Below are 22,440 nucleotides of genomic sequence, written 5' to 3'. Positions count from 1 at the left end.
GGTTATTATCTAATAAACGATTTGGGGATTATCGGGGGCATTTAATGAATACAGACGATAACAGCAATAGAGAACCGAACAGGTTGATCCATGAAAAAAGTCCGTACCTTTTGCAGCATGCATACAACCCTGTGGACTGGTATCCATGGGGAGATGAAGCATTCAAAAAAGCGAAAGATGAAAGCAAACCTATCTTCCTGTCCATAGGATATTCAACCTGTCACTGGTGTCACGTAATGGAAAGGGAATCTTTTGAACATCAGGACCTGGCAGATCTGATTAACAACCATTTTGTTGCCATAAAAGTGGACAGGGAAGAAAGACCGGACATTGATGCTGTCTACATGGAAGTCTGCCAGGCCATGAACGGAAATGGTGGCTGGCCGCTTACAATAATAATGACGCCTGAAAAAGTGCCCTTCGTAGCTGCAACATATATGCCAAAAGAAAGCATCCCGGGACGCATCGGACTGATGGAACTTCTACCACAGATTAATGATATCTGGACCAAGGAGCATCACAAGATCGATGAGCAGACCTCCATGATAAGTTCTCATTTTGCAGGTCAGGCAACTCGAAAGCCCGGAGAAAATGGAACAATTGATGATAATGTCCTGTATCTGGCCTTCAAGCATCTTAAGGATACTTTCGATGAAGAGAATGGCGGATTTGGAAATTCCCCAAAGTTCCCATCCCCACACAACCTCATGTACCTCCTACGATACTGGAACCGGAGCGGTGATGAAAGAGCACTGGAAATTGTAGAGAGAACCCTCAGTGCAATGAGATCAGGAGGGATCTATGACCATATCGGTTTTGGATTTCACAGGTATTCCACGGATAATGCCTGGCTAGTCCCTCACTTTGAGAAAATGTTATATGACCAGGGAATGCTGGCAATATCCTATTCAGAAGCATATCAAGCAACCGGCAATCCTGAATTTGCAAATACGGTTAAAGAGATATTCGAATATCTTGAAAGAGATATGACATCCCCGGAAGGCGGATTCTATTGTGCTGAAGATGCCGACAGTGAGGGCGTTGAAGGTAAGTTCTATATTTGGGATATTGATGAGATCAAGGGAATTCTTGAAGAAACTGATGCAGAGTTGTTCATAGATCATTTCAACATGGAAAATAACGGCAATTTCCTTGATGAAAGCACTCGCACACCAACCGGAAAGAACATATTACACATTAAAGCTGGTCCTGATGAGATCGCACGTAAACACAATATGGAGATAGAAGAACTTGAAAGCTCCATTGAAAAAAGCAGGAAGAAGCTCTTTGAGGTACGCGAAAAGAGAGTTCATCCGTCAAAAGACGATAAGGTACTCACGGACTGGAATGGGCTGATGATAGCTTCCCTGGCCATCGCTTCAAGGGCACTTGGAGAAAAGAGATACGAAACACTGGCTAAAAGATGTGCAGATCTTATCCTTACCAGCACTTACATGAGAACAGGTAGGCTTTCTCACCTGTGCAGCGAAACAACAGAAACACCGGCATTCCTGGAAGATCATGCATTCCTAATATGGGGACTTATTGAGTTATATGAAACTACTTTTGAAACATCATATCTTAATACAGCATTAAAACTCAACGAATACCTGCTGGATAATTACTGGGATGACGAGAATGGTGGATTCTACCAGACAGCTAATACTTCAGAGAGCCTTCTTTTCAGGAAGAAAGAAGTTTATGACGGCGCAATCCCAAGCGGTAACTCAGTTGCTTTTTCGAACCTGATCCGTCTTGGAAGAATGACAGGAAACACCGAACTTGAAAAAAAGGCTTATGAGATCATGAAGACCTTTTCCGGAACTATTTCAGCCATACCTATAGGATACACCCAGTTCCTGTCTGGTGTGAACTTTATTCTGGCCCCCTCGAGCGAAGTTGTGATCGCAGGTGACCTTAATTCAGAGGATACAAAATTGATGCTATCAAACCTTCATCAGGAGTACCTGCCTAATAAAATCGTGATGCTCAAAGCATCAGGAACTGACGGGAATGCCATCACCCGGATCGCAGAGTATACTGAGAACCTTGTTATGAAAGATGGAAAGGCAACAGCTTACGTATGCAGGAACTTAAGCTGCAAAGAACCTACCACCGATCCGGAAAAGATGATGCAATTGCTCAAGGCTAAGGAATAAGCAGAAAATAAGCCTTTACTGATTTAATACAAAACACTTATTTGGAGACAATCCCCATATTTAATGGGGGCTTTAAATGCACATTAAAAAGAACATAGGTTTAGCTTCAATTGTACTGATAGTGTTTCTTGTTCTGTTGTCCGGTTGTGTGGAAAATGAAACTGCAACTGATAACGAACAGACAGAATCTGTTGATTGGAGAGATGTTGAACTTACCGATGTCAGGACAGGAGAAGTATTCAGAATAAGTGACTTTGAAGGACCAATCCTTGTTGAAAGTTTTGCAGTATGGTGTCCGACCTGCCTTCAGCAGCAAAAAGAAATGAAAAAGCTCATTGAGACAGAAGGCGAAACTATAACTCATATATCTCTTGATACCGATCCGAACGAAGATGTGGATGCTGTACTTGATCATGTCCAGAGAAATGATCTTGACTGGTACTTTGCAGTTGCACCTACAGAAATGACAGAAGACATGATAGACGAATTCGGTGTAGAGGTAGTAAATGCACCAATTGCACCAGTCATACTCATTTGTGAGGATGGAGAAGCAAGATTGTTGGGCAGAGGACTCAAATCTGCAGATGAATTAAATGATGAGGTCGCGGAGGGGTGCTAAATGGCTTTTCTGGCCTTCTTGGCAGACCTGTTCCTTTCATTTACACTGGGTCTGCTGACTCCCTTGACAGCTGTGTGTGTACTGCCATTGTACCCTGCATTCCTGGCATACCTTTCCAACCAGCTTTCAGGTGAAGAGAAGAATAAGAGATTACCTCTTATCTTTGGATTGGTCATAAGTGCAGGTGTGATCCTTTTCATGTCCCTGCTGGGCCTCATATTCACAACCCTGCTTCAGGTATCGCTAACAAATGTCATAGGGATAATCTCCCCGATAGCTTTCGGGATACTTTTTATCATCAGCCTGTTACTGATAATGGACTACGACATAGGGAAATTTTTGCCACGCACGAACATTGCAGGGGACAGGAACCCATTGATAACTGCATTCCTTTACGGGTTCTTTTTTGGAGCCATCGTTGTACCTTGCAACCCTGCATTTATTGCAGCCCTGTTTGCTAAATCACTTACCAGCATGGGTTTTTTTGAAAATTTCCTGAATTTCGTAGCCTTCGGAATAGGAATAAGTTTCCCATTACTGGTCTTTTCAGCAATATCAACTGCAAAAAGCAAGAGCATCATTAGGTTCCTTATCAAGTATAAGAGGAAGATCAACCTGTCTGCAGGTATAATAATGCTCGTAATATCGGTGTATTATCTCATATTCGTGTTCAGAGTAGTGGAGAGATTGATGTGAAGACAAAATATAGAGGAAAATACAGAGTATTGTTAGTATCGATAACGATCCTGTTAACTGCCTTTATGGGGTGTATTGCTGCATCTGCAGAAGAGGTAGCTGATGGTGGTATAGAGAAACTTCCGGAACTGATCGAGATGGAAGATGAGCTTGGGATAATGCTTACGGAAATGGGTGTTAAGTATATCGTTGACCCCAATGAGATCGTCTCAGGCGGACCACCGATGGATGGAATACCATCACTGGATGATCCTGAATATGTTACCGTAGAGGAAGCTGACAGATGGATCGAGGACAATGAACTTGTGCTTGCACTTATCCACAATGATACAAAGAGAGTCTATCCCCTGCAGATCATGGTATGGCATGAGATAGTTAATGATCACATCAATGGTGAACCGATCCTCATTACATATTGCCCCCTGTGTGGATCAGGTATCGCTTATGAGAGAACGATAAACGGGGAAGAGGTCGAATTCGGGACATCCGGTAAACTCTACAATTCGAACCTTGTGATGTATGACAGGAAGACAAATTCTTACTGGACACAGATCGGAGGACAGGCGATAGTAGGAGAACTTACGGGCATGGAACTTAATGCGATCTCAATTGAGACGGTCGTCTGGAGAGACTGGAAGGTCGCACATCCTGACTCAGAAGTGCTTTCCCAGAATACCGGATTCAGCAGGCCTTATGGAAATGACCCTTATGGTAACTACTATGAGAACAGCATATTATTGTTCCCGGTAGAGAACAGCAACACTACGATCCATCCAAAGACCGTGATCTTTGGCATAGAACTGGATGGTATGTTCAAGGCCTACCGTGAAGATGATCTCATTGAATTCGGGACCATCGAAGACACTGTCGATGGTGTTGAAATTCTGGTAGAAAGGGACGAAGTGGGAATTGTCACCATAACCAACATTGATAGTGGAGAAGAAATAATCAAAGAAAGGGATTTCTGGTTTGCATGGTATGCATTCCATCCCGAAACAGATCTTTATCTCCCTGAAGGTGTGGTTCTTGAACCTCCGGAGGATGAGCAGGATAGTCCCTTAAGTCCGGCCATTGCGCTTCTTTGTGTAGCTATAGCTTTTGCTATTCTAAGAAAGAAGACAAAATAAGAGAACTGAAGAATTAAACGTGCCATAAAAAGAGAAGAGGTCGTGTACAGTTACGATGATCATTCATCGAGTATCCGGAACACGATCTCAACTACTCCATTTTTGCAGGTCATTTTTGAGCTTTCCGGATCGACCTTTGGTTCCAGTTCAATGTGCTGGGTAAAGACCTGTTCTTCAGTCTCGAACTGAAGTTCAAGTTCAGAACCTGATGCACTATATGAAACATCATCGACCTCAACTCCGGTATCAACTGTAACGTACAGTTTGTCATCTACCTCGGTGCACTCTATGACTGCATCCTTCTTTGAAACATAGAAGAAGCTATTATCACCTAATTTGATGGTGGAGAAGTGCTGATCTTCAGAGTTATCAGCTCCATTGTAGACTACGGAAAAACCATAAAATGCAGGTTTCTCGAATCCTTCTTCAGCCATTTCATCCATGATACGCTCAATAAGGGATCTGACTATTTCTTCCAGTTCCTTCATCGGAAGAGGAACTGAACCATCATCGTTGTTTTCTTTTTCGGTCATGGTTTGCCTCCATCAATTATTTTGTGTTTCAAGGTCGATTCAAACAAGAAAAGAAAAAATGTAATCGATTAAGTTAACGGATTAACCAAATTAATCAAGTAAGAATTTATACAATAGTAACGTTCGTGCATATACGAACTGTTATTATATAAGTGTTTCTGTTAGTTTAAAAGTAACATTAAATCAAAGTAATTAGATGTGATACTATGAGTTATCACAAATTTTTAAATGAAAGAAAGACACAATACTTCTTATGAACACTGCCGATCTTCTTGGTTCGCTCCAAAAAGATGCAAGAAACATGTCGATAGCAGATCTTATGAAAGCAAGGGCCTTCATGGTCAGATCAGCTTCCGGCTTGCCTAAAAAATACAGGGAAGCATATTCAACTGAGCTTTTCAACTACTTATATACCATTTTTACAGACATCAGTAATTTAAAGAGACCTGAAAAAAATGAGACCATCAATGCAGAAGAATATGATGATCTTATAAAAAGGCTCAACAAAATGGGTGTTTCAGAAGATCAAAATCAGGAGTATTTCAATAAGTTAGTAAATCTTACAGCCCTCTATCTTGTATTCATCGTGAAAAAACCGATCCATCCAATAGGGATGGTCTTTCCGGGAGGGGACCAAGTCCTGGAAAAGGATGGGACCTACTATTGTCCTGTAAAAGACAAGCAGAACGATGTGGAGTGTGCTCTCTGCAAATTCTGTATTTGCAGGGATGCAGAAGAAATGGTAAAAGGAGATAAATGGAAAATGGAGGTCTAAGATGAAACTTAGATGTTAGCTCCATCTAAAACACGCTTGAAAAATGCAGTAGACATACCTTCTTCATCTACTTGACCAACAAACTTGACTAATTCCCAGCCGTCAAGACCCATCAGATTAAGATCTTCTTTTGTCTTACCTACTTCACCCATTCGAACAGACTTAATATCATATTCCCAGCATGCCATGACAATACCTCTTTTGAGTTTTATGTGATAATAATAAATAGCCTGTTGATGGTATATAACTGTTTTTAAAAATTATATTTAACAACTAGTCAACTAAAATTGATTAAATCGGTTCAATAAAGTAGCAAACCAATCGTCAATGAAAATTGAGCTAATTACAATTATTAAACATCCATAAAAGTAATTTAGAACTCAATTCCTGCACGGAACATGATCCTATAAATAGATAGAAACAGAAAATATGAATAGATGGATCAGAATGGCTGTGAACCAAAGAAACCAAGACTTTTTCCTTTACTGCTCATCAACTTCATCAATACCCTTGGTTTTGGAATAGTCATCCCCTTCCTTGTTTTCCTGGTAGAGAGATTTGGAGGAAATGCCATCGTTTACGGATTTATCGGTGCCATATATCCGGCATTCCAGCTAATAGGAGCACCCATACTTGGAAGATGGTCCGATATTCACGGTAGAAAGAAAATATTGTTAATTTCCCAGGCAGGAACATTGTTATCCTGGATAATATTCTTACTTGCATTTTTTACCCCCGTGAAGACCCTTGTGAGCGTCAATTCTACACTTTTTGGAGCATTTGTTGTCACAATACCACTCCTGATCCTTTTCATTGCCAGAAGCTTTGACGGGCTTACAGGAGGAAATATAGCCGTAGCAAATGCTTACCTTGCAGACATAACTGAAGAAAAGGACCGCAACAAGAATTTTGGGAAAATGTCCATTTCTGCAAATCTTGGATTCATTATAGGACCCGCACTTGCAGGCCTGCTTAGTATAACGATCTATGGAGAACTGATCCCTGTACTCGCTGCTGCTCTCATATCCCTTGCAGGAACTATTGCAATAGTTCTTTACCTGCCGGAATCAAGGCAATGTACCATTAAAAAAGCAGAGAAGATCAACTTCAGGGAAGTGATCGGGATAACGAACATACCATACATGTTGCTGCTATATTTCCTGATATTCCTCGGATTCAACATATTCTACACAGCATTCCCGCTTCATGCTATCAGTTCACTTCAGTGGTCCGTTGCTGATATGGGAATCTATTTTTCAGTACTCGGCATCCTGATGATCGTAGTACAGGGACCGATACTCAGTCAGGCAGTGAAGAAGTATTCCGATGCCCAACTTACCATATTCGGAAGTGTTGTACTCGGTACGAACTTCCTCCTGCTCGTATCAGGTAACGTGGCCCTTACATATCTGGCAGCCGCTTTCTTTGCACTTGGGAACGGACTCATGTGGCCTTCTGTCCTTTCTATAATCTCAAAACTTGCAGGTAAGGATCATCAGGGTGCTGTGCAGGGCTTTGCCAGCAGTTTTTCAAGTCTGGCCAGTATTGCAGGCCTGATCTTAGGAGGTTTCCTCTATGAGATACTTGAAGGAGTGTCTTTCATAATAGCAGCAGTTATTATTTACACAGTATTCCTGCTGTCCTTCAGGATGCTCTCTTTTGAAAAGAAAGTGCGGGAAGAGGTTTGAGAGTAAATAGGACCTATTTCGGTTAATGGCAGGATGGCAGGATCAAGAGAACGTTTAGTCTAATGCTTATGTGAAAGAGATCGGAAGGATCGATTCACATAACAGGTTCTTTTTCGATCTTATAATCAGGCTCCAAAGTTATTACCACAATTCCAGAACTTATTTTTAATAAAATTATAGTATAATTATCATGTTCAAATGAGGTAGTGAGAATAGCTCATCACCTCGTTTCGAACTCCGGAAGCGAGATCTGAATGGAGGAACTCAATCATCCAATGTGGATACGTCTCCGGGATCCATTCCAAGTTCCTGTGCCTTAAGCAACCTTCTCATGATCTTCCCGCTACGTGTCTTTGGTAACGAGTCAACGATCTCGATCTCGGAAGGCATTGCAATTGGACCCAGGTTCATCCTTACATGATACATGAGATCAAGCTTCAGTTTATCGGAATAGTTGAAGCCCATGCGAAGTATGACGAAAGCTTTGATGGAATCCCCTTTAAGAGGATCAGGTTTTCCTATTACAGCTGCTTCAGCCACAGCCTCATGGGATACAAGCGCACTTTCGACCTCTGCACTTCCAATGTTGTGACCGGCAACGATAAGGACATCGTCGGAACGTCCCTGTATCATGATATACCCATCCTCATCCTTTACGGCCAAGTCACCTGCACTGTAGTAATTCCGGATCGTTGTCCAATACTGACGATACCTTTCATCATTACCATAAACGGTTCTCATCATGGAAGGCCAGGGTTTTTTTATCACAAGGAAACCACCTGTTCCTGCCGGTACCGGGTCACCATTCTCATCTACAACATCAACAACCACACCTGGAACGGGCCTTCCTGTGAATCCCGGTTTCATGGGTTCCCCAACCGCTGTGGTGAGCATATGCATGCCTGTCTCAGTTTGCCACCAGGTATCCAGAATAGGACATTTTTCCTTGCCGATAACACGATAATACCACTTGAAAGCTTCAGGATTCAGAGGTTCTCCAACCGAACCCAGGATCCTCAAGGAACTCAGGTTGTACTTCCCGGGCCATTCTTCCCCCATTCTCATGAACATGCGTATCGCTGTTGGTGCCGTATAGAAGACACTCACATCGAACTCCTCAATTATGTTCCACCAGACACCTGGATCCGGATAGTCGGGTGTTGTCTCGGAAATGAGGATCGTTGCACCCATAGAAAGGGGGCCATAGACAATGTAACTGTGGCCCGTGATCCATCCGGGATCTGCAGTACACCACATGACATCATTTTCCTTCAGATCTAAAACGTTCTTTGTGGTGTAGTAGGTGCCTACCATGTAGCCACCGCATGCATGAACTATCCCCTTGGCAGGACCGGTTGTTCCACTGGTGTAAAGTATGAACAGAGGGTCCTCGGAATCCATCATCTCGGGTTCACACTCCTTCTCCACATCTTCCATGATCTCATAGAAATCAACCTCGATCTCAGAAAAGAGTTCCATTTGAGGAGTCATTCTTCTCAGGACCACTATCTTTTCAACACATGAAGCATTGACCACAGCTTCGTCCACAAGAGACTTCAGATCAATGCGCTTACCACGCCGAAGGCTTGCATCTGCAGTAATGACGATCTTTGCCTGTGCATCCTTTATCCTGGAATGTAATGCTTTGGCACCGAAGCCTCCGAAAACGACACTGTGGACCGCACCGATACGTGCACATGCCAGCATGGCCACGATCTGCTCAGGAACCTGTGGCATATATATGCATACTTTATCCCCTTTCTCAACACCGAGGGATTTGAGACCATTGGAAAATCTCATGACATCACGGTAAAGCTGACGATATGTGATAACCTGCTCTTCTCCACCATCACCTATCCAGATCATTGCGACCTTGTTCCTTTTCCCATTGAATACATGGCGGTCAAGGCAGTTGGAGGTTATGTTCATCCTGGCATTGGTGAACCATTTTGCATAAGGATGGTTCCATTCCATAACCTTGTCCCACTTTTCGAACCATTCAAGTTCCTCTGCTACACTTTCCCAGTGTTTTTCAGGATCCTTGAGAGATTCACTATAGATCTTTTCATAATCCTGCATCCAGGAATTTTCCTTTACCGATGGATCAGGATAGTAACATTTACTGTCCAGCTTAATATCAAATTTTTCAGACATGTTTCTCTATTCCTAACTAATATTCATTACAGATTTCACATGACCTGACTTCGTTTCAGATCAATTGAACTCAGCTTTGGAACCATACAATAGATTCCACTAGGAGGAGAATACAGCTGACTGCTATGGAAATTGATGGGACCAAATAAGGAAGAGATAATGAAACCACAGGTTAATAGTTCCCATCCATCATGAATAATGATGAGGGATGTATTTATCTGTTGTGGTCTTTGGATTAGCAACCCATTGAATAAAAAAAGACATCAATGGAACCAAAAATACAGAAGTGTCATAATATAGACTCCTGTTGTTCGCAAAGAAAATGATAAAAAAAGGAAGAATGAACATACGTTATCAGGGACCAATGACCTTAATATCAAGTGTACAACCTTTTTAAGTTAGAAATCAAGCAAGGATCTCATTATTAACCAAAGTGTTCAAACAGCATGAAAAGACAGCGAAGAAAGATGTTTGTTTATAAGGAATACAATATTGAAAAAAGTAAAAACGAAGAATATGAGTGAATTATTCTCCCTTGATCTCCCTCAATCCCTCAAGCACAGCCCCAGCATGTCCCTTGGCCTTGACCTTATCCCACACCTTTGCGATATTGCCTTCAGGATCGATAAGGAAGGTCGTCCTGACAGTTCCCATATATTCCCGGCCTGCCATTTTCTTCAGCTGCCAAACATCATAGCTTTGCTGTAACTCAGTACTTTCGTCTGAAAGAAGAGTAATTCCAAGTTCTTTCTTCTCAATGAACCTTTGATGAGATTTCTGGCTGTCTTTACTGACACCTATTACAACAGCACCCTCTTCCTCGAAATCGCCTTTCAGTTTTGTGAATTCCATGGCTTCTATGCTGCATCCTGATGTGTTATCCTTGGGATAGAAATAAAGAACTACCCATTTTCCTTTAAGATCCTCTAAAGATACATCATTTCCTTCGGGATCCGGTAGACAGAGCGCGGGGGCTTTTTCGCCTGCAGTAAGTGATGTTTTTGCCATTTTTAGTACCTCACAATTATATTGAGTATCCAGATACAAAAAACTAACTAAAATGAAACTTCATCTAACATCAGATTTAAAAGCTATATTGTTCTCTTATTAGAAAGAGAAAAGGTTCTGACAGATAAGGAGAGTGATCTTACTTGAGCTACGTATTTCTTTTTGCAGCCATACTTTTCGAAGTCATGGGAACCACCTGCATGAAACTATCAGAAGGCTTTACCAAAACGCTTCCTTCCATAATGATATTTGTGTTCTATGGAGTCAGTTTCACCCTCTTCACACTGGCCCTCAAACGACTTGAGGTCAGCCTTGCATATGCCATCTGGTCAGGTATCGGTACACTAAGCATTACTGCTATTGGCATCTTCTATTTTGATGAAACACTGACAGCCCTTAAAGTAGGTTCTATTGCCCTTATTATCATAGGAGTCATCGGACTTAATTTAAGCAGCGGGATGCACTAAAAAGTAAAAGGTTTAGCTTTTTCTTAACGACTCCACCGGATCAAGTTTTGAAGCTTTATTCGCAGGATAGACACCTGCGATCAGGCCTACGACAACGGCTATGCCAACACCTAAGACTAAGAGATATGTCGGGAAGACGTAAGGCAGGTTAAGGAAGCTTACTGCAGCATAAGAGCCGACAAAACCCAGGACAGTCCCAAGGATACCACCTATAAGACCGAGTATAATTGATTCTGTGATGAACAAATAGAGAATATTGGATCTCGTATAACCAAGCGATTTCAATAGTCCGATCTCTTTTGTCCTTTCTGTCACGGTCACAAGCATGATATTCATAATACCGATAGAACCGACTATCAATGAGATCAGTGCAACCGAAATAAAGAGAGAAGTAAGACCGGCTGAGAGCTCATCAAGCTGATCGAGAATGTCAGCCTGATTAAAGATACTATAAGGCTTTACATCCTCATTATCAAGCTCCCTTTCAGAGACTCCAAGGCTTCTGGCGATCTTCTTATCGATCTCATCAGAAACCGGACGCACCGATTCAGCGTCTTCAACTGTTATTGAGAATCCGCCATAATCCTCAATTCCCAGCATCTCGTTCATCGTATCGATCGGAATGAATATCCTTACATCAGATTCAGCTCCGCTCTGGATAAAAGTGGAATCAGGGCTATCAATAATGCCAATCACTTTGAAACTGCGGGATACAGGTGTACCATCCCTGCGTATGAACTCAATGTCGATGGAATTACGGTAGGAAACCTTCTGGTCGAACTTCTCATATGCAACATCCGAACCCAGTACAGCAGCATACTTATCCTGCTCTGAGAAGAAATTACCGACCTCCAGCTGTATGTTGCCGATCTTTTCATAATCGGCCGAAGTCCCCTGAATATCAACCTGTCTTAGAGTACTGATATACGTAACACCCGCCAGTTGCTGTCGGATAGGGGACACACCTTCGACCTTTGGCGTATTCTTTATGACATCAAGCTGGTTGTCATAGAAGAGATTGATATCCTCGCTGTAAATAACAATGAAGTTCGACCCCTGGGAACCAAGCTCGTCAACGAAGAACTGGTTGAAGCTCGCACCAAGAGATACATTTGCAACAACAGCAGCTATCCCTATGATGATACCAAGAGTTGTCAGTGCAGACCTTAGCTTGTAGCTGCTTATACTGCCAATAGACAGATGAAGGGCCTGTGAGAAATTCAGCATCCGGGAACACCTCTTTTGCTCATACCATTACAGATATCATCACTCATATCTCAACGACTCCCCCGGATCCATTCTAGCTGCTTTATTGGCAGGATAGACTCCTGATACGACCCCTACAAAGAGTGCGATACTAAATCCCAGGAAGACAAGGGATATCGGGAAGACGAACGGTACATCAAGGTACTGGTTCACAATGTAAGAGCCTATAACTCCGAGGATAACACCAAAGATGCCGCCTAAGAAGCCAATGATAGCTGATTCCACAACAAAGATCGTCAGAATATCCCTGTAAGTATATCCCAGGGACTTAAGGATACCGATCTCTTTTGTCCTTTCAGTAACTGTCACGAGCATGATGTTCGTGATACCAATAGAACCAACAAGAAGGGCTATCAATGCGATCGCGGTCAGGATCGATGTGAGTGCAGTGGAGATCTGGTTGAGCTGCTCAAGGATGTCCTGCTGGCTGAAGATCACATAGGGTTTTGCATCCTCATTATCGAGATCACGACTGGGGACACCAACAGACCTTGCAAGGTTCTCATCGATCTCATCAGTAGTTGCTTCAAGTACCTCAAGGCTCTCAGCTTTTACAAAAAAGAAACCAATATCAGTTACACCCTGCATCTCCTGCATCACATCCAGGGGGATAAATACCCTAAATCTTGGATCAAGCTCAGGAGCAATATAAGTTCCCTCAGGGTCCTGGATGATACCTTTCACTGTGAATTTACGTGTGCTCACAGTACCATCGATATTATTGATGGAAATATTAATGGAGTTCTTGACAGAAAGGTTCCTTTCAAATTTGTCATACGCTATATCCGAACCTATCACAGCAACGTATTGGTCCTGATCGGTGAGGAACTGGCCTTTTTCCATTAAGATATTCCCGACTTCTTCATATTCTGAACGGACACCATTTATTGTGGTACTCCTGCCCGAAGATTGATATGTGACAGTACCAATTTGTCCATTGACAGGAGATAGCGCCTCAACGCCTGCTGTGTTCCTCACGACCTCAAGTTGGTTATCATTGAGAACATTGCTCTTTTGCGTGTAAATAATGATGAAATTTGACCCCACAGCTCCAATGTTATCTTCAAAGCTCTGGCTAAATCCCACACCCATCGAGATGTTCACAATAACAGCAGCTACACCTATAACAATACCAAGCGTTGTCAAAGCAGAGCGCATCTTAGCACTACGTATGCTACCAAGTGCGATCTTCGTCGCCTGTGAGAGATTTACCATTGTTTCAGCGGTCCATAGATATCCTTAGGCCTTTTTTCCTGTACATGTAGTAAGCAACAGCTACAATGATACCCCCGATCAACAGGATCGCAAGTGCAGTATTGTTACCGTCTTCCTCTACATGTTCCAATGTAAGAACATCTGTTCCAATGACTTCGTTGTGCTCGTTCAAACCGTTCCTGTAATCCGTGTAGATGGTAAGGTTTACCGGACCGGTCTTATCAGGATCATCTGCCTGCGCTTCGATCTCAATGGTGAACAGTTCATCAGGGTCCATGGATCCCACGAAATATTCCTGCGGGAGGAATTTCACACCATCTGCTTCAAGTTTTACCAGCACAGAGGACAGTGCGTTCGGATGGATATTCGCAACATCGAATTCAAGGTCTGCCTTTCCATTCTCCAGGACAAGCGGCATGGAAGGAATTACCCTCACAGCAGAGGAATCTACAACAACGGGCACCATCCAGTTATTATTAAATGAATGTGAGTTGCCTATCATGACAAGATCAAGGAAATAAGTACCATCCTCCATCGAATCACTAACCTTGATGTTATAGGTAACCTGTACAAAATCCCCGGGACCTAGTACACCCTTACCTTCATACGGCTGGCTGGTCACTGTGATCATATCAGTACCCATAAGTGTTGCTGACTGCACCCTTGCATACGTATCATAGCTTTCATCATCGATAACGATCGTACTCTGCTGGGCAGTATTTGTCAGGGTAAAGCTTACACTTCCTTCATCCCCCGGCATAAATACCTCAGGAGAGGAGATCACGTTTGAGAGGCCTACTGTACCCTTGCTATCAAAAGTGGTGGAGCCTACTTTGATATCAAAACTGGTCTTTTGCCAGGAAGATTCGTCACTTGCACGATACAGGATGTCAAAACTTCCTGCACCTGCCTTTGCACCATCATCCACATAAAGACGATACTCATGGATAGCAGTCCTGTCAGGAGGTAAGATGCCAAAATTCTTGATGGCATTATTCTCTGAATCCAGTGAAAAGGGATACTCTGGTTCGATCTTTATTGAAACGTCCTCAGCGGTCCCGGATGCAAAATTCTCAACTTTGATCCACACATCTACATAAGAACCTATTTCTGCAGGATAAGGATCATACCTCAGCAGGTCCACCCTTAATGTACTGCTGGAAGATGCTGCACCAGCAATTATGGGACCTGCAACAACGAAAAGCAATATCAACAATACAAGGATCCCTATTGGTCTTTTATAATTCATCATAATATACTCCACCCTTCTATCAATTAAATCCACCATATTTTTAGTTAGCAACATCATTACGGTCTTCGATATACCCATCTTTCAGGTATACCACCCGGTCAGCATATTTTTTTGCAAGATTCGGATCATGCGTTATCATTATGATCGTACGTCCCTTATTATTGAGATCAGTGAACAGTTCCATGATCTCCTTACCTGTTTTGGAATCGAGGTTCCCGGTAGGCTCATCAGCAAGGATAAGCGATGGATCATTGATCAAAGCGCGTGCAACAGCAACTCTCTGGGATTGACCTCCTGAAAGTTCAGTTGGACGGTAATTCATTCTGTCTTCCAGCCCCACCAGTTCCAGAAGCTCCTTTGCATATTTTCGATTATCAACACCGGGCCTGCTATTGGCATAAGTGGGAAGTTCCACATTCTCAAGAGCAGTAAGCCTTGGAACAAGGTTGAAGCTCTGGAACACAAAACCAATTTCAAGCCCCCGAAGCTTTGCCAGTTCGTTGTCAGAGATACTGTTTATATTTTTTCCCATAAGAAGGACAGTACCACAGGTAGGGCGGTCCAGACAACCTATCAGGTTCATAAGTGTACTTTTACCAGAACCCGACGGACCCATTATAGCGACAAATTCTCCTTTTTCAACAACCATGTTCACATTTTTAAGAACAGGGATTGTCATCTCACCTACCTGGTAATCACGACAGACATCAGTAGCCTTTACAACAGCAGGATCATCAATATCCGTATTTGGGGTTGTTTCCAAAAATTCACCTCTAAAGGATCACAAGTAGGTTGTCAGCACGTCTTAATGAGATTTCAACATCGCAATATAAGCAGAGGATTCATGTTACAATAATACACTGCAATATTGGTACATCATTAGTGCAATAATTCTATGGAAATATTGGGTTGCTATTTATTTAAGAGTTAGCATATACGGATAAAGGAAAAAAGAGAAAAATAAAGGATGGTCAGCTTCTTACACCAAACTATTAATTAATTAATTAATTTAGTTATTAGTCAATATAGTTATTGATTTATTCAGAAAGAGAATTGTTACAGATTTGTTTTTTTCAAAAGGTTTAAATAGATAATTACCAGATTAAATTATGAAGAAATTTTTTTGTGCGTCTAAATTTTGGACATTTATTCTTCAAAAATAATATACGGGGGTATATATAATGGCAGAATCACCTATACTTGAAAGTTTATACGGAATGGTGGATCAATTCATTGCTTTTATTCCAACACTTATTGCTGTCATAGTGTTACTGATAGTAGGAAAGATTGTCGGAAAAGCACTTGGAAAGATCGGTTCAAAGATCCTTGATAAGGTAGGCCTGGATGATCTTATTGATAAGACAGCTTTAGGTGGCATGATACAAAAAACCGGAACGACCACAGTTGAAACGTTTGATGCAATAATCAGATGGTTCATCTACATCATATTCGCTGTGATCATTATCGATCTGCTAAAAATACAGATCGTGGCAGATTTTATCACTCAGATAATCTTATTCCTGCCCCTTATAGTATCGGCATTGATAACCCTTATCATTGGACTGCTTGTTGTTGATTTTCTGGCCGGACTGATAAAGACGATCATCATGGCATCAGGTGTTGATGATACGATCGGTAAGAGTGGTATTGGGAAAGGTCTTGAAGCATCTGGATTGACAACTTCAGGTATAATTGCAGGTATTGTCAAAATTTTCGGATATCTTATCTTCATCCTGGCAGCTTCTAATATTCTGGGACTGGATGTTATATCTAATTTCCTGACAGGGATCCTCGATTACATACCAAATGTATTTGCAGGAGTTCTGATACTTGTAGTTGGCCTATTAGTAATTGATTTCCTTACAGATTACCTAAGAGGTATTATGGAAGGAATGGAAGTAGAAGGAACCAATGTTTGGATCCCACTACTCAAGGGATTCCTTGCACTGATACTGATCTTACTGGCACTTGATACAATGCTCATAGATACTAGTATCTTCTATCTGCTGATAGGACCACTGGCATGGGGAATCGCTGTTGTCGTAGCTTTCAAGTGGGGTATCAAAGAAGCTCTTGTGGCATATGCCAAAGAGAAGAAATGAATTTTCCACTTTCTTTTTTTACTTTTTGAGCTTTTAGACAGATCTTTTTTAATTCACATTATAGTCGCACTAGCTCCATATGGACGTATGAATAGAAATAAAAGGCATTGACGAATATTATATAATGGGATATTATGAGTAAAATGGTTCATGCGGGTTCCAGAAAAGTAGGCGTTGCTCCCGGAACACTGATTCATATTGGGAAAAAACAGCTAACAGAGCCAAAAATAACTGTTATTGATTACAATGCAGATGATTTTCAGGAACTGGTAGCAGAAAATATCGAGGAAGCATATCCATTTAAAGATAGTGAAAATGTTTCCTGGATCAATATTTACGGAGTACATCATGTCGACCTGATCGAAAAGATAGGTACTAACTTTGGTATACATCCCCTTGTACTTGAAGACATTGTCCACACTGATCAACGACCTAAAGTAGAATTTTTCGATTCCTATATGTATATAGTTCTGAAGATGTTACAATATGATAAGGACAAAGAGGAGATCATAGCTGAGCAGGTCAGTATTATCCTCGGGTCAAATTTTGTAATTTCGTTCCAGGAAATTATGGGGGATACTTTCGATCCGGTAAGAGATCGAATAAGATCATCAAAGGGTCGGATCCGAAAACAAGGTCCTGATTATCTGACTTATGCACTCCTGGATTCTATAGTTGACAACTATTTTGTTATGCTTGAGAAAATAGGTGAAAATATAGAATCACTTGATGACGAACTCCTTGATGACCCTACACCAAAAACTCTTGAGAAGATCCATCGCTTAAAGAAAGAAGTGATCTTTTTAAGGAAATTCGTCTGGCCTTTAAGGGAAGTTATAAGCAGTTTACAAAGAGAAGAGTCACCTTTTATCAAAGAGTCAACATCAATTTTCCTTAAAGATGTCTATGATCACATAATTCAGGTAATGGATACAATTGAATCATATCGAGATATCCTCTCCACGATGCTCGATCTTTACCTTTCTACTGCAAGCAACAAAATGAACGAGATAATGAAAGTACTTACCATCATAGCGACCATCTTTATTCCCCTCACGTTCATCGCAGGAATATATGGGATGAACTTTGAATATATGCCAGAGCTGAAATGGCATTTGGGATATCCTGCGGTCTGGGCACTAATGATATCCGTATCTCTTGTGATGCTCACTTATTTCAGAAAACTGAAATGGATATGAAGATGTATTTCGTCTGGATTTAAGTAGGCAATCCCACCATTCCAATGTAAATTCCCCAGATACCACTTGCTATCATAGTTACTGAGATCGCACCCAGGAACAGACCAAATAGTCTGGTAAGTACCAGCATTCCATTATATCCCATTTTTTTGTGTATTCTTCTCGAAAAGAGAAATGTTACCATGGCTATTGAATATGTAATAACTGTTGCAAGTATTACGAGCAATTTTTGCTGAACCACTTCAGCGGTTTCTGTAAGAATAATAACTGTTGTTATTGTAGCAGGACCTGTGAGAATTGGCATTGCGATGGGGAAGATCCAGATATCTTCACGATCAGCAGATGCATCTATCTCTTTGTCAGTAATGCTTTCTCTTGAGATCTTGGCCTGCATCATATCAAAAGCTATCGTAAAAAGTAAGAGTCCACCTGCAACTTTCAGTGAATCAAGGCTGATCCCAAGAATATCAAGAATAATATTTCCCGTGAAAATAAAGAATATGGCAATAACAAATGCCAGCATAACAGATTTCTTTGCGATCACGTTCTTTGCATCAAGAGAGAGACCATTGGTCAGCGTTATAAAAGTAATGACTCCGGTAATAGGGCTTACAATAATAAATAGAGTCATAAAAGAATAGATAAAATACCCTATAAGGTCCATTAATTAGTAGAAGGACATAGCATGTTAAAAAGTATGCGATTGGGGATACCTTTGAATCAATGTGGGTTGAAAAATACTCATTTTTTAACAAATTTTTACATTGTTAACACTATTAACATAAAGTTTAAGTTACATGCTATTTATTATTAAAAATATTAAAATTCGTAGTAATAAATATGCCAAATATTTTAGAACATAGCATGGAATTGTTACAAATCATCATATAAATAGAGCCATGAACGACAAAAATTGCAGCCATATCTGCAAATAGATCGAAAACTTTGGGCCTGTGCATGAATAATATTTGTAACATCGCATACGGTGGTGCTAACAGAATGAAATTAAAAACATATAGTGGAATACTAATTATCCTCCTCGTGATACTGTCCTGCATAGGTTCTGGTTGTGTTTCCAGTTCCGGGAAGTCGGCAGTAAATAATGTAGAAATGCAAACCATTACCGATGGTCTTGGAAGAGAAGTAACGGTCCCTGTGGCTCCTGAAAAAATCATCTGCCAGGGACCCGGTGCGCTAAGATATATTTGCTATCTTGGTGCTCAGGATAAAGTCGTTGGTGTTGAAGACATTGAATTGAGAAAAGATGAAAATAGAAGACCCTATGCTATTGCTAATCCTCAATTCCAGAACATGCCCCTGATAGGCGAATACAGGGGAAACACTGACCCCGAAAAGATCGTTGCCGTTGATCCTGATGTGATCTTCTGGACATACGTGCAGTCAGCTGATGATGCAGATGAACTTCAGGCAAAGACAGGGATCCCTGTGATAGCCCTTAATTATGGAGACCTCGGAGTCTATCGCGATGATATGTACCATTCACTGCGTATCATGGCAGAAGTAATGGAAAAAGAAGAAAGAGGAGAAGAGGTCATTGAGTTCTTCGATATGACCATCGAAGACCTTGGTTCCAGAACTGAGGATATCCCTGAAGAAGAAAAGGCTTCCGTCTATGTTGGCGGCATAGCATACAGAGGTCCACATGGGTTCCAGTCAACTGAACCATCCTACCCGCCATTTGAACTTATTAATGCAAAGAATGTAGCATCATCACTTGGAACCGAACATGCTGATGTGTCAAAGGAAGCTATCATTGAATGGGACCCGGAGATCATTTTTGTTGACCTTTCAACATACCAGACGACACCTTCAGCAGTAGATGAGCTGAAAACTGATCCGGCCTACACCTCACTGACAGCTGTAAAGAACGGCGAAGTCTATGGCGTAGTGCCTTACAACTGGTACACCACGAACCATGGTTCTGTACTTGCTGCCGCTTACTACTCAGGCGAGGTGATCTATCCTGACAGGTTCCAGAACATCGATGCTGCTGAAAAAGCAGACGAGATCTATGTATTCCTCTTTGGTGAACCGGCTTATGAAGCCATGAACTCCGGATTTAGTGCAGGATTCGGACAGATAGAACTGAATGAATAAAAGAGAAATGAACTTAGAACTGGTCCTGAAAGTTCAGCGGAGAAATATATGGAACTAATAGAAGGTGAAATGGATGAGCTAAAGGGAGATACACTTCCTTTGGCATATACAGGTTACATAAGAAAGAAGATCTCCTTTATGATAATCTCATCGATCCTTCTGTTCCTGTTACTTGGCTATTCCATAGCTGTAGGTGCAGCAAATATATCTTTTACAGATGTTATGGCTGCACTGCTTGGCTACGATGTTGGAAATATTTCCACCATCATATGGAATATACGTCTTCCAAGAGCACTGACAGCCATTGTTTCAGGTATAGGATTATCGGTTGCAGGTGTCGCACTCCAATCCATCCTGCGAAACCCGCTTGGTTCCCCTTACACACTGGGCATCTCACATGCCGCCGCATTCGGTGCAGCATTCTCTGTAATCGTCCTTGGAAGCGGTACTATGAGAAGTACAGGAGCTGATGCGGTCATGCTGAACAACCCTTACATGACAACAGCAGTTGCATTCTTATTCTCCATGATAGCAACATTCATCCTGATTACTATCGCAAGGTACAGGAATGCCTCCCCGGAAGTTATGATCCTCACAGGGGTTGCACTGGCATCTCTTTTTACTGCAGGCACAATGTTCCTTCAGTATTTTGCAGACGATGTTCAGCTTGCAGCAGTCGTTTTCTGGACCTTCGGGGACGTCGGGCGGGCCGATTGGGGAGACCTTGGAATACTAACAGCCGTCACTGTTCCTTCATTGATCTATTTCCTGCTTAACCGATGGAACTACAATGCCATCGATGCAGGAGATGAAACTGCCAAAGGACTTGGCGTTAACGTCGAAAAAGTCCGCCTCTGGGGTATGCTCGTCGCATCCCTGATGACAGCTTTTGTTGTTGCTTTTCTAGGTGTGATCGGTTTTGTCGGACTGGTCTGCCCGCATATTGCACGCAAGTTCGTGGGTGATGAGCAAAGGTTTCTCCTGCCGGCATCCTGCCTTACAGGTGGACTGCTGCTACTTGCTGCGGATACAGCTGCGCGTCTTATGCTCGCACCACACGAGCTACCGGTGGCTATACTGACCGCTTTTATGGGTGCTCCATTATTCCTTTACCTGCTTATCAGGGGGTATCAGCACTAATGTTGAACGTAGAAGGACTTGGCTTCAATTATAAGACAAGAAAAGTACTCGAACAGATCCACTTCAACTTAAGACCAGGGGAAGTCCTTGCTATTCTCGGACCAAACGGTGTAGGGAAATCAACACTTCTCAGATGCATCAATACAATACATCCGCCTGCTACAGGAACGATCTTTGTTGATGGCGAAGAGGTCCTTTCCCTTGAAAAACATGAGGTCGCAAAGAGGATAGGTTACGTTCCGCAACGTTCTGAAGCCGGAAGGCTCACTGCCTATGATGCAATCCTGCTTGGAAGGAAACCGCATATTGGCTGGAACATTAAAGAAAAGGACCACAGGATCGTTGAATCCATTATAATGAAGCTGGAACTAAAAGAACTGGCACTCAGGTACATCAACGAGATGAGTGGCGGGGAACTTCAACGGGTTGCAATAGCAAGAGCACTAGTTCAAGAACCTAAGCTATTGCTACTTGATGAACCGACCAGCAGTCTTGACCTTAAGAAACAACTGGAGATATTGCGTACGGTCAGGCATGTCGTGAAAGCGAACAGAGTATCTGCTGTCATAACAATGCATGACATAAACCTTGCACTCCGGTTCGCTGACAGGTATATATTCCTGAAGGACGGGACGATCTTCGCTCACGGAGGACATGAAGTAGTCGTGCCTGAAACTATAGAACAGGTATACGGTGTTTCAGCAACCGTAGAAGAATTAAACGGATTCCGCATCGTTATACCAAATGAGGAATGATTTCTGTTAGTCATAATTCAATAATTATGAATTAGTACTATGGTCTAGTAGAAAAGTAATTATAAATTATGACGTCAACCCAAGAACTGGCGTAACCAAAATTAACGCCCCGAAATCGAGATGATCGAAAAGAAAGATGATGAATATGCAAAGGAAGTGAAACTACA

The 22,440-nt window shown here is 41.9% G+C and carries 21 protein-coding genes; 12 read left to right on the top strand and 9 right to left on the bottom strand.

The genetic code is table 11. The features are described 5' to 3' along the window. Nucleotides 1-44 precede the first annotated feature (44 nt). The 4 genes from E7X57_RS06610 to E7X57_RS06595 all read left to right on the top strand — a co-directional run bounded on the left by E7X57_RS06610 (nucleotide 45) and on the right by E7X57_RS06595 (nucleotide 4,601). Nucleotides 45-2,159 (top strand): thioredoxin domain-containing protein, encoded by a 2,115-nt coding sequence (locus E7X57_RS06610; protein ID WP_135611858.1) that lies wholly within the window; start codon nucleotides 45-47, stop codon nucleotides 2,157-2,159. A gap of 76 nt (nucleotides 2,160-2,235) precedes the next feature. Further along, nucleotides 2,236-2,778, top strand: a complete 543-nt coding sequence (locus tag E7X57_RS06605) for a TlpA family protein disulfide reductase (RefSeq protein WP_135611856.1) — start codon at nucleotides 2,236-2,238, stop codon at nucleotides 2,776-2,778. After that, nucleotides 2,779-3,474 carry a cytochrome c biogenesis CcdA family protein gene (locus tag E7X57_RS06600; RefSeq protein ID WP_135611854.1) on the top strand — a complete coding sequence of 232 codons (696 nt, stop codon included), beginning with the start codon at nucleotides 2,779-2,781 and terminating at the stop codon, nucleotides 3,472-3,474. After that, entirely contained in the window at nucleotides 3,471-4,601 is a 1,131-nt protein-coding gene (locus E7X57_RS06595; RefSeq protein ID WP_135611852.1) for a DUF3179 domain-containing protein, read from the top strand. The genes E7X57_RS06600 and E7X57_RS06595 overlap by 4 nt, the downstream gene beginning before the upstream one ends. A 59-nt stretch (nucleotides 4,602-4,660) precedes the next feature. Here the strand turns inward: E7X57_RS06595 and E7X57_RS06590 are convergent, their stop codons facing one another. Then, on the bottom strand, nucleotides 4,661-5,134 hold the full coding sequence (locus tag E7X57_RS06590) for an Hsp20/alpha crystallin family protein (protein ID WP_135611850.1): 474 nt from the start codon (nucleotides 5,132-5,134) through the stop codon (nucleotides 4,661-4,663). A 253-nt stretch (nucleotides 5,135-5,387) separates the two neighbouring features. Between E7X57_RS06590 and E7X57_RS06585 the strand changes: the two genes are divergently transcribed. Beyond that, a complete protein-coding gene (locus E7X57_RS06585; RefSeq protein ID WP_135611848.1) occupies nucleotides 5,388-5,909 on the top strand; it encodes a DUF2115 domain-containing protein in 522 nt (173 codons plus the stop codon). 8 nt (nucleotides 5,910-5,917) lie between these two features. Here the strand turns inward: E7X57_RS06585 and E7X57_RS06580 are convergent, their stop codons facing one another. Beyond that, the gene (locus E7X57_RS06580; protein ID WP_135611846.1) at nucleotides 5,918-6,097 is read right to left on the bottom strand and encodes a hypothetical protein; all 180 of its coding nucleotides are present in this window, start codon (nucleotides 6,095-6,097) and stop codon (nucleotides 5,918-5,920) included. Between the two features lie 249 nt (nucleotides 6,098-6,346). On the opposite strand from E7X57_RS06580, the gene E7X57_RS06575 reads away from it, so the two are divergent. Next, a complete protein-coding gene (locus E7X57_RS06575; protein WP_135611844.1) occupies nucleotides 6,347-7,597 on the top strand; it encodes an MFS transporter in 1,251 nt (416 codons plus the stop codon). Nucleotides 7,598-7,861: 264 nt separating this feature from the next. Here the strand turns inward: E7X57_RS06575 and acs are convergent, their stop codons facing one another. Further along, entirely contained in the window at nucleotides 7,862-9,751 is a 1,890-nt protein-coding gene (gene acs / locus E7X57_RS06570) for an acetate--CoA ligase (RefSeq protein WP_135611842.1), read from the bottom strand. Nucleotides 9,752-10,276: 525 nt separating this feature from the next. Next, a complete protein-coding gene (gene bcp / locus E7X57_RS06565; protein ID WP_135611840.1) occupies nucleotides 10,277-10,759 on the bottom strand; it encodes a thioredoxin-dependent thiol peroxidase in 483 nt (160 codons plus the stop codon). Nucleotides 10,760-10,902: 143 nt separating this feature from the next. On the opposite strand from bcp, the gene E7X57_RS06560 reads away from it, so the two are divergent. After that, complete coding sequence (locus E7X57_RS06560) at nucleotides 10,903-11,226, top strand: multidrug efflux SMR transporter (protein ID WP_048192944.1); 324 nt, start codon at nucleotides 10,903-10,905, stop codon at nucleotides 11,224-11,226. A 12-nt stretch (nucleotides 11,227-11,238) separates the two neighbouring features. On the opposite strand, the gene E7X57_RS06555 is transcribed toward E7X57_RS06560, so the two are convergent. The 4 genes from E7X57_RS06555 to E7X57_RS06540 are packed head-to-tail and all read right to left on the bottom strand — an operon-like array spanning nucleotide 11,239 to nucleotide 15,722. Continuing rightward, the gene (locus E7X57_RS06555; RefSeq protein ID WP_135611838.1) at nucleotides 11,239-12,453 is read right to left on the bottom strand and encodes an ABC transporter permease; all 1,215 of its coding nucleotides are present in this window, start codon (nucleotides 12,451-12,453) and stop codon (nucleotides 11,239-11,241) included. A 39-nt stretch (nucleotides 12,454-12,492) separates the two neighbouring features. Then, nucleotides 12,493-13,707 carry an ABC transporter permease gene (locus tag E7X57_RS06550; RefSeq protein ID WP_135611836.1) on the bottom strand — a complete coding sequence of 405 codons (1,215 nt, stop codon included), beginning with the start codon at nucleotides 13,705-13,707 and terminating at the stop codon, nucleotides 12,493-12,495. Between the two features lie 4 nt (nucleotides 13,708-13,711). After that, nucleotides 13,712-14,959, bottom strand: coding sequence for a COG1361 S-layer family protein (locus tag E7X57_RS06545; RefSeq protein ID WP_135611834.1), 1,248 nt, complete (start codon nucleotides 14,957-14,959; stop codon nucleotides 13,712-13,714). A gap of 40 nt (nucleotides 14,960-14,999) precedes the next feature. Next, a complete protein-coding gene (locus E7X57_RS06540; RefSeq protein WP_135611832.1) occupies nucleotides 15,000-15,722 on the bottom strand; it encodes an ABC transporter ATP-binding protein in 723 nt (240 codons plus the stop codon). A 418-nt stretch (nucleotides 15,723-16,140) separates the two neighbouring features. On the opposite strand from E7X57_RS06540, the gene E7X57_RS06535 reads away from it, so the two are divergent. Together E7X57_RS06535 and corA are read left to right on the top strand one after the other, a co-directional pair. Next, the gene (locus E7X57_RS06535) at nucleotides 16,141-17,061 is read left to right on the top strand and encodes a hypothetical protein (RefSeq protein ID WP_135611830.1); all 921 of its coding nucleotides are present in this window, start codon (nucleotides 16,141-16,143) and stop codon (nucleotides 17,059-17,061) included. A 134-nt stretch (nucleotides 17,062-17,195) separates the two neighbouring features. Then, complete coding sequence (gene corA / locus E7X57_RS06530) at nucleotides 17,196-18,260, top strand: magnesium/cobalt transporter CorA (protein ID WP_135611828.1); 1,065 nt, start codon at nucleotides 17,196-17,198, stop codon at nucleotides 18,258-18,260. A gap of 19 nt (nucleotides 18,261-18,279) precedes the next feature. Here corA and E7X57_RS06525 read toward each other — a convergent pair whose 3' ends face one another. Next, complete coding sequence (locus tag E7X57_RS06525; protein ID WP_135611826.1) at nucleotides 18,280-18,924, bottom strand: MarC family protein; 645 nt, start codon at nucleotides 18,922-18,924, stop codon at nucleotides 18,280-18,282. 335 nt (nucleotides 18,925-19,259) lie between these two features. Between E7X57_RS06525 and E7X57_RS06520 the strand changes: the two genes are divergently transcribed. The 3 genes from E7X57_RS06520 to E7X57_RS06510 are packed head-to-tail and all read left to right on the top strand — an operon-like array spanning nucleotide 19,260 to nucleotide 22,273. After that, a complete protein-coding gene (locus tag E7X57_RS06520; RefSeq protein WP_135611824.1) occupies nucleotides 19,260-20,378 on the top strand; it encodes an iron ABC transporter substrate-binding protein in 1,119 nt (372 codons plus the stop codon). A 48-nt stretch (nucleotides 20,379-20,426) separates the two neighbouring features. After that, on the top strand, nucleotides 20,427-21,518 hold the full coding sequence (locus E7X57_RS06515) for an iron ABC transporter permease (RefSeq protein WP_135611822.1): 1,092 nt from the start codon (nucleotides 20,427-20,429) through the stop codon (nucleotides 21,516-21,518). Beyond that, nucleotides 21,518-22,273 (top strand): ABC transporter ATP-binding protein, encoded by a 756-nt coding sequence (locus E7X57_RS06510; protein WP_135611820.1) that lies wholly within the window; start codon nucleotides 21,518-21,520, stop codon nucleotides 22,271-22,273. Before E7X57_RS06515 ends, E7X57_RS06510 begins: the two co-directional genes overlap by 1 nt. Nucleotides 22,274-22,440: the final 167 nt, after the last annotated feature.

Origin of the sequence: Methanococcoides sp. AM1, from assembly GCF_900774055.1 — an archaeon.
Classification (GTDB): domain Archaea; phylum Halobacteriota; class Methanosarcinia; order Methanosarcinales; family Methanosarcinaceae; genus Methanococcoides.
This window is presented reverse-complemented; position numbering and strand designations above follow the sequence as displayed.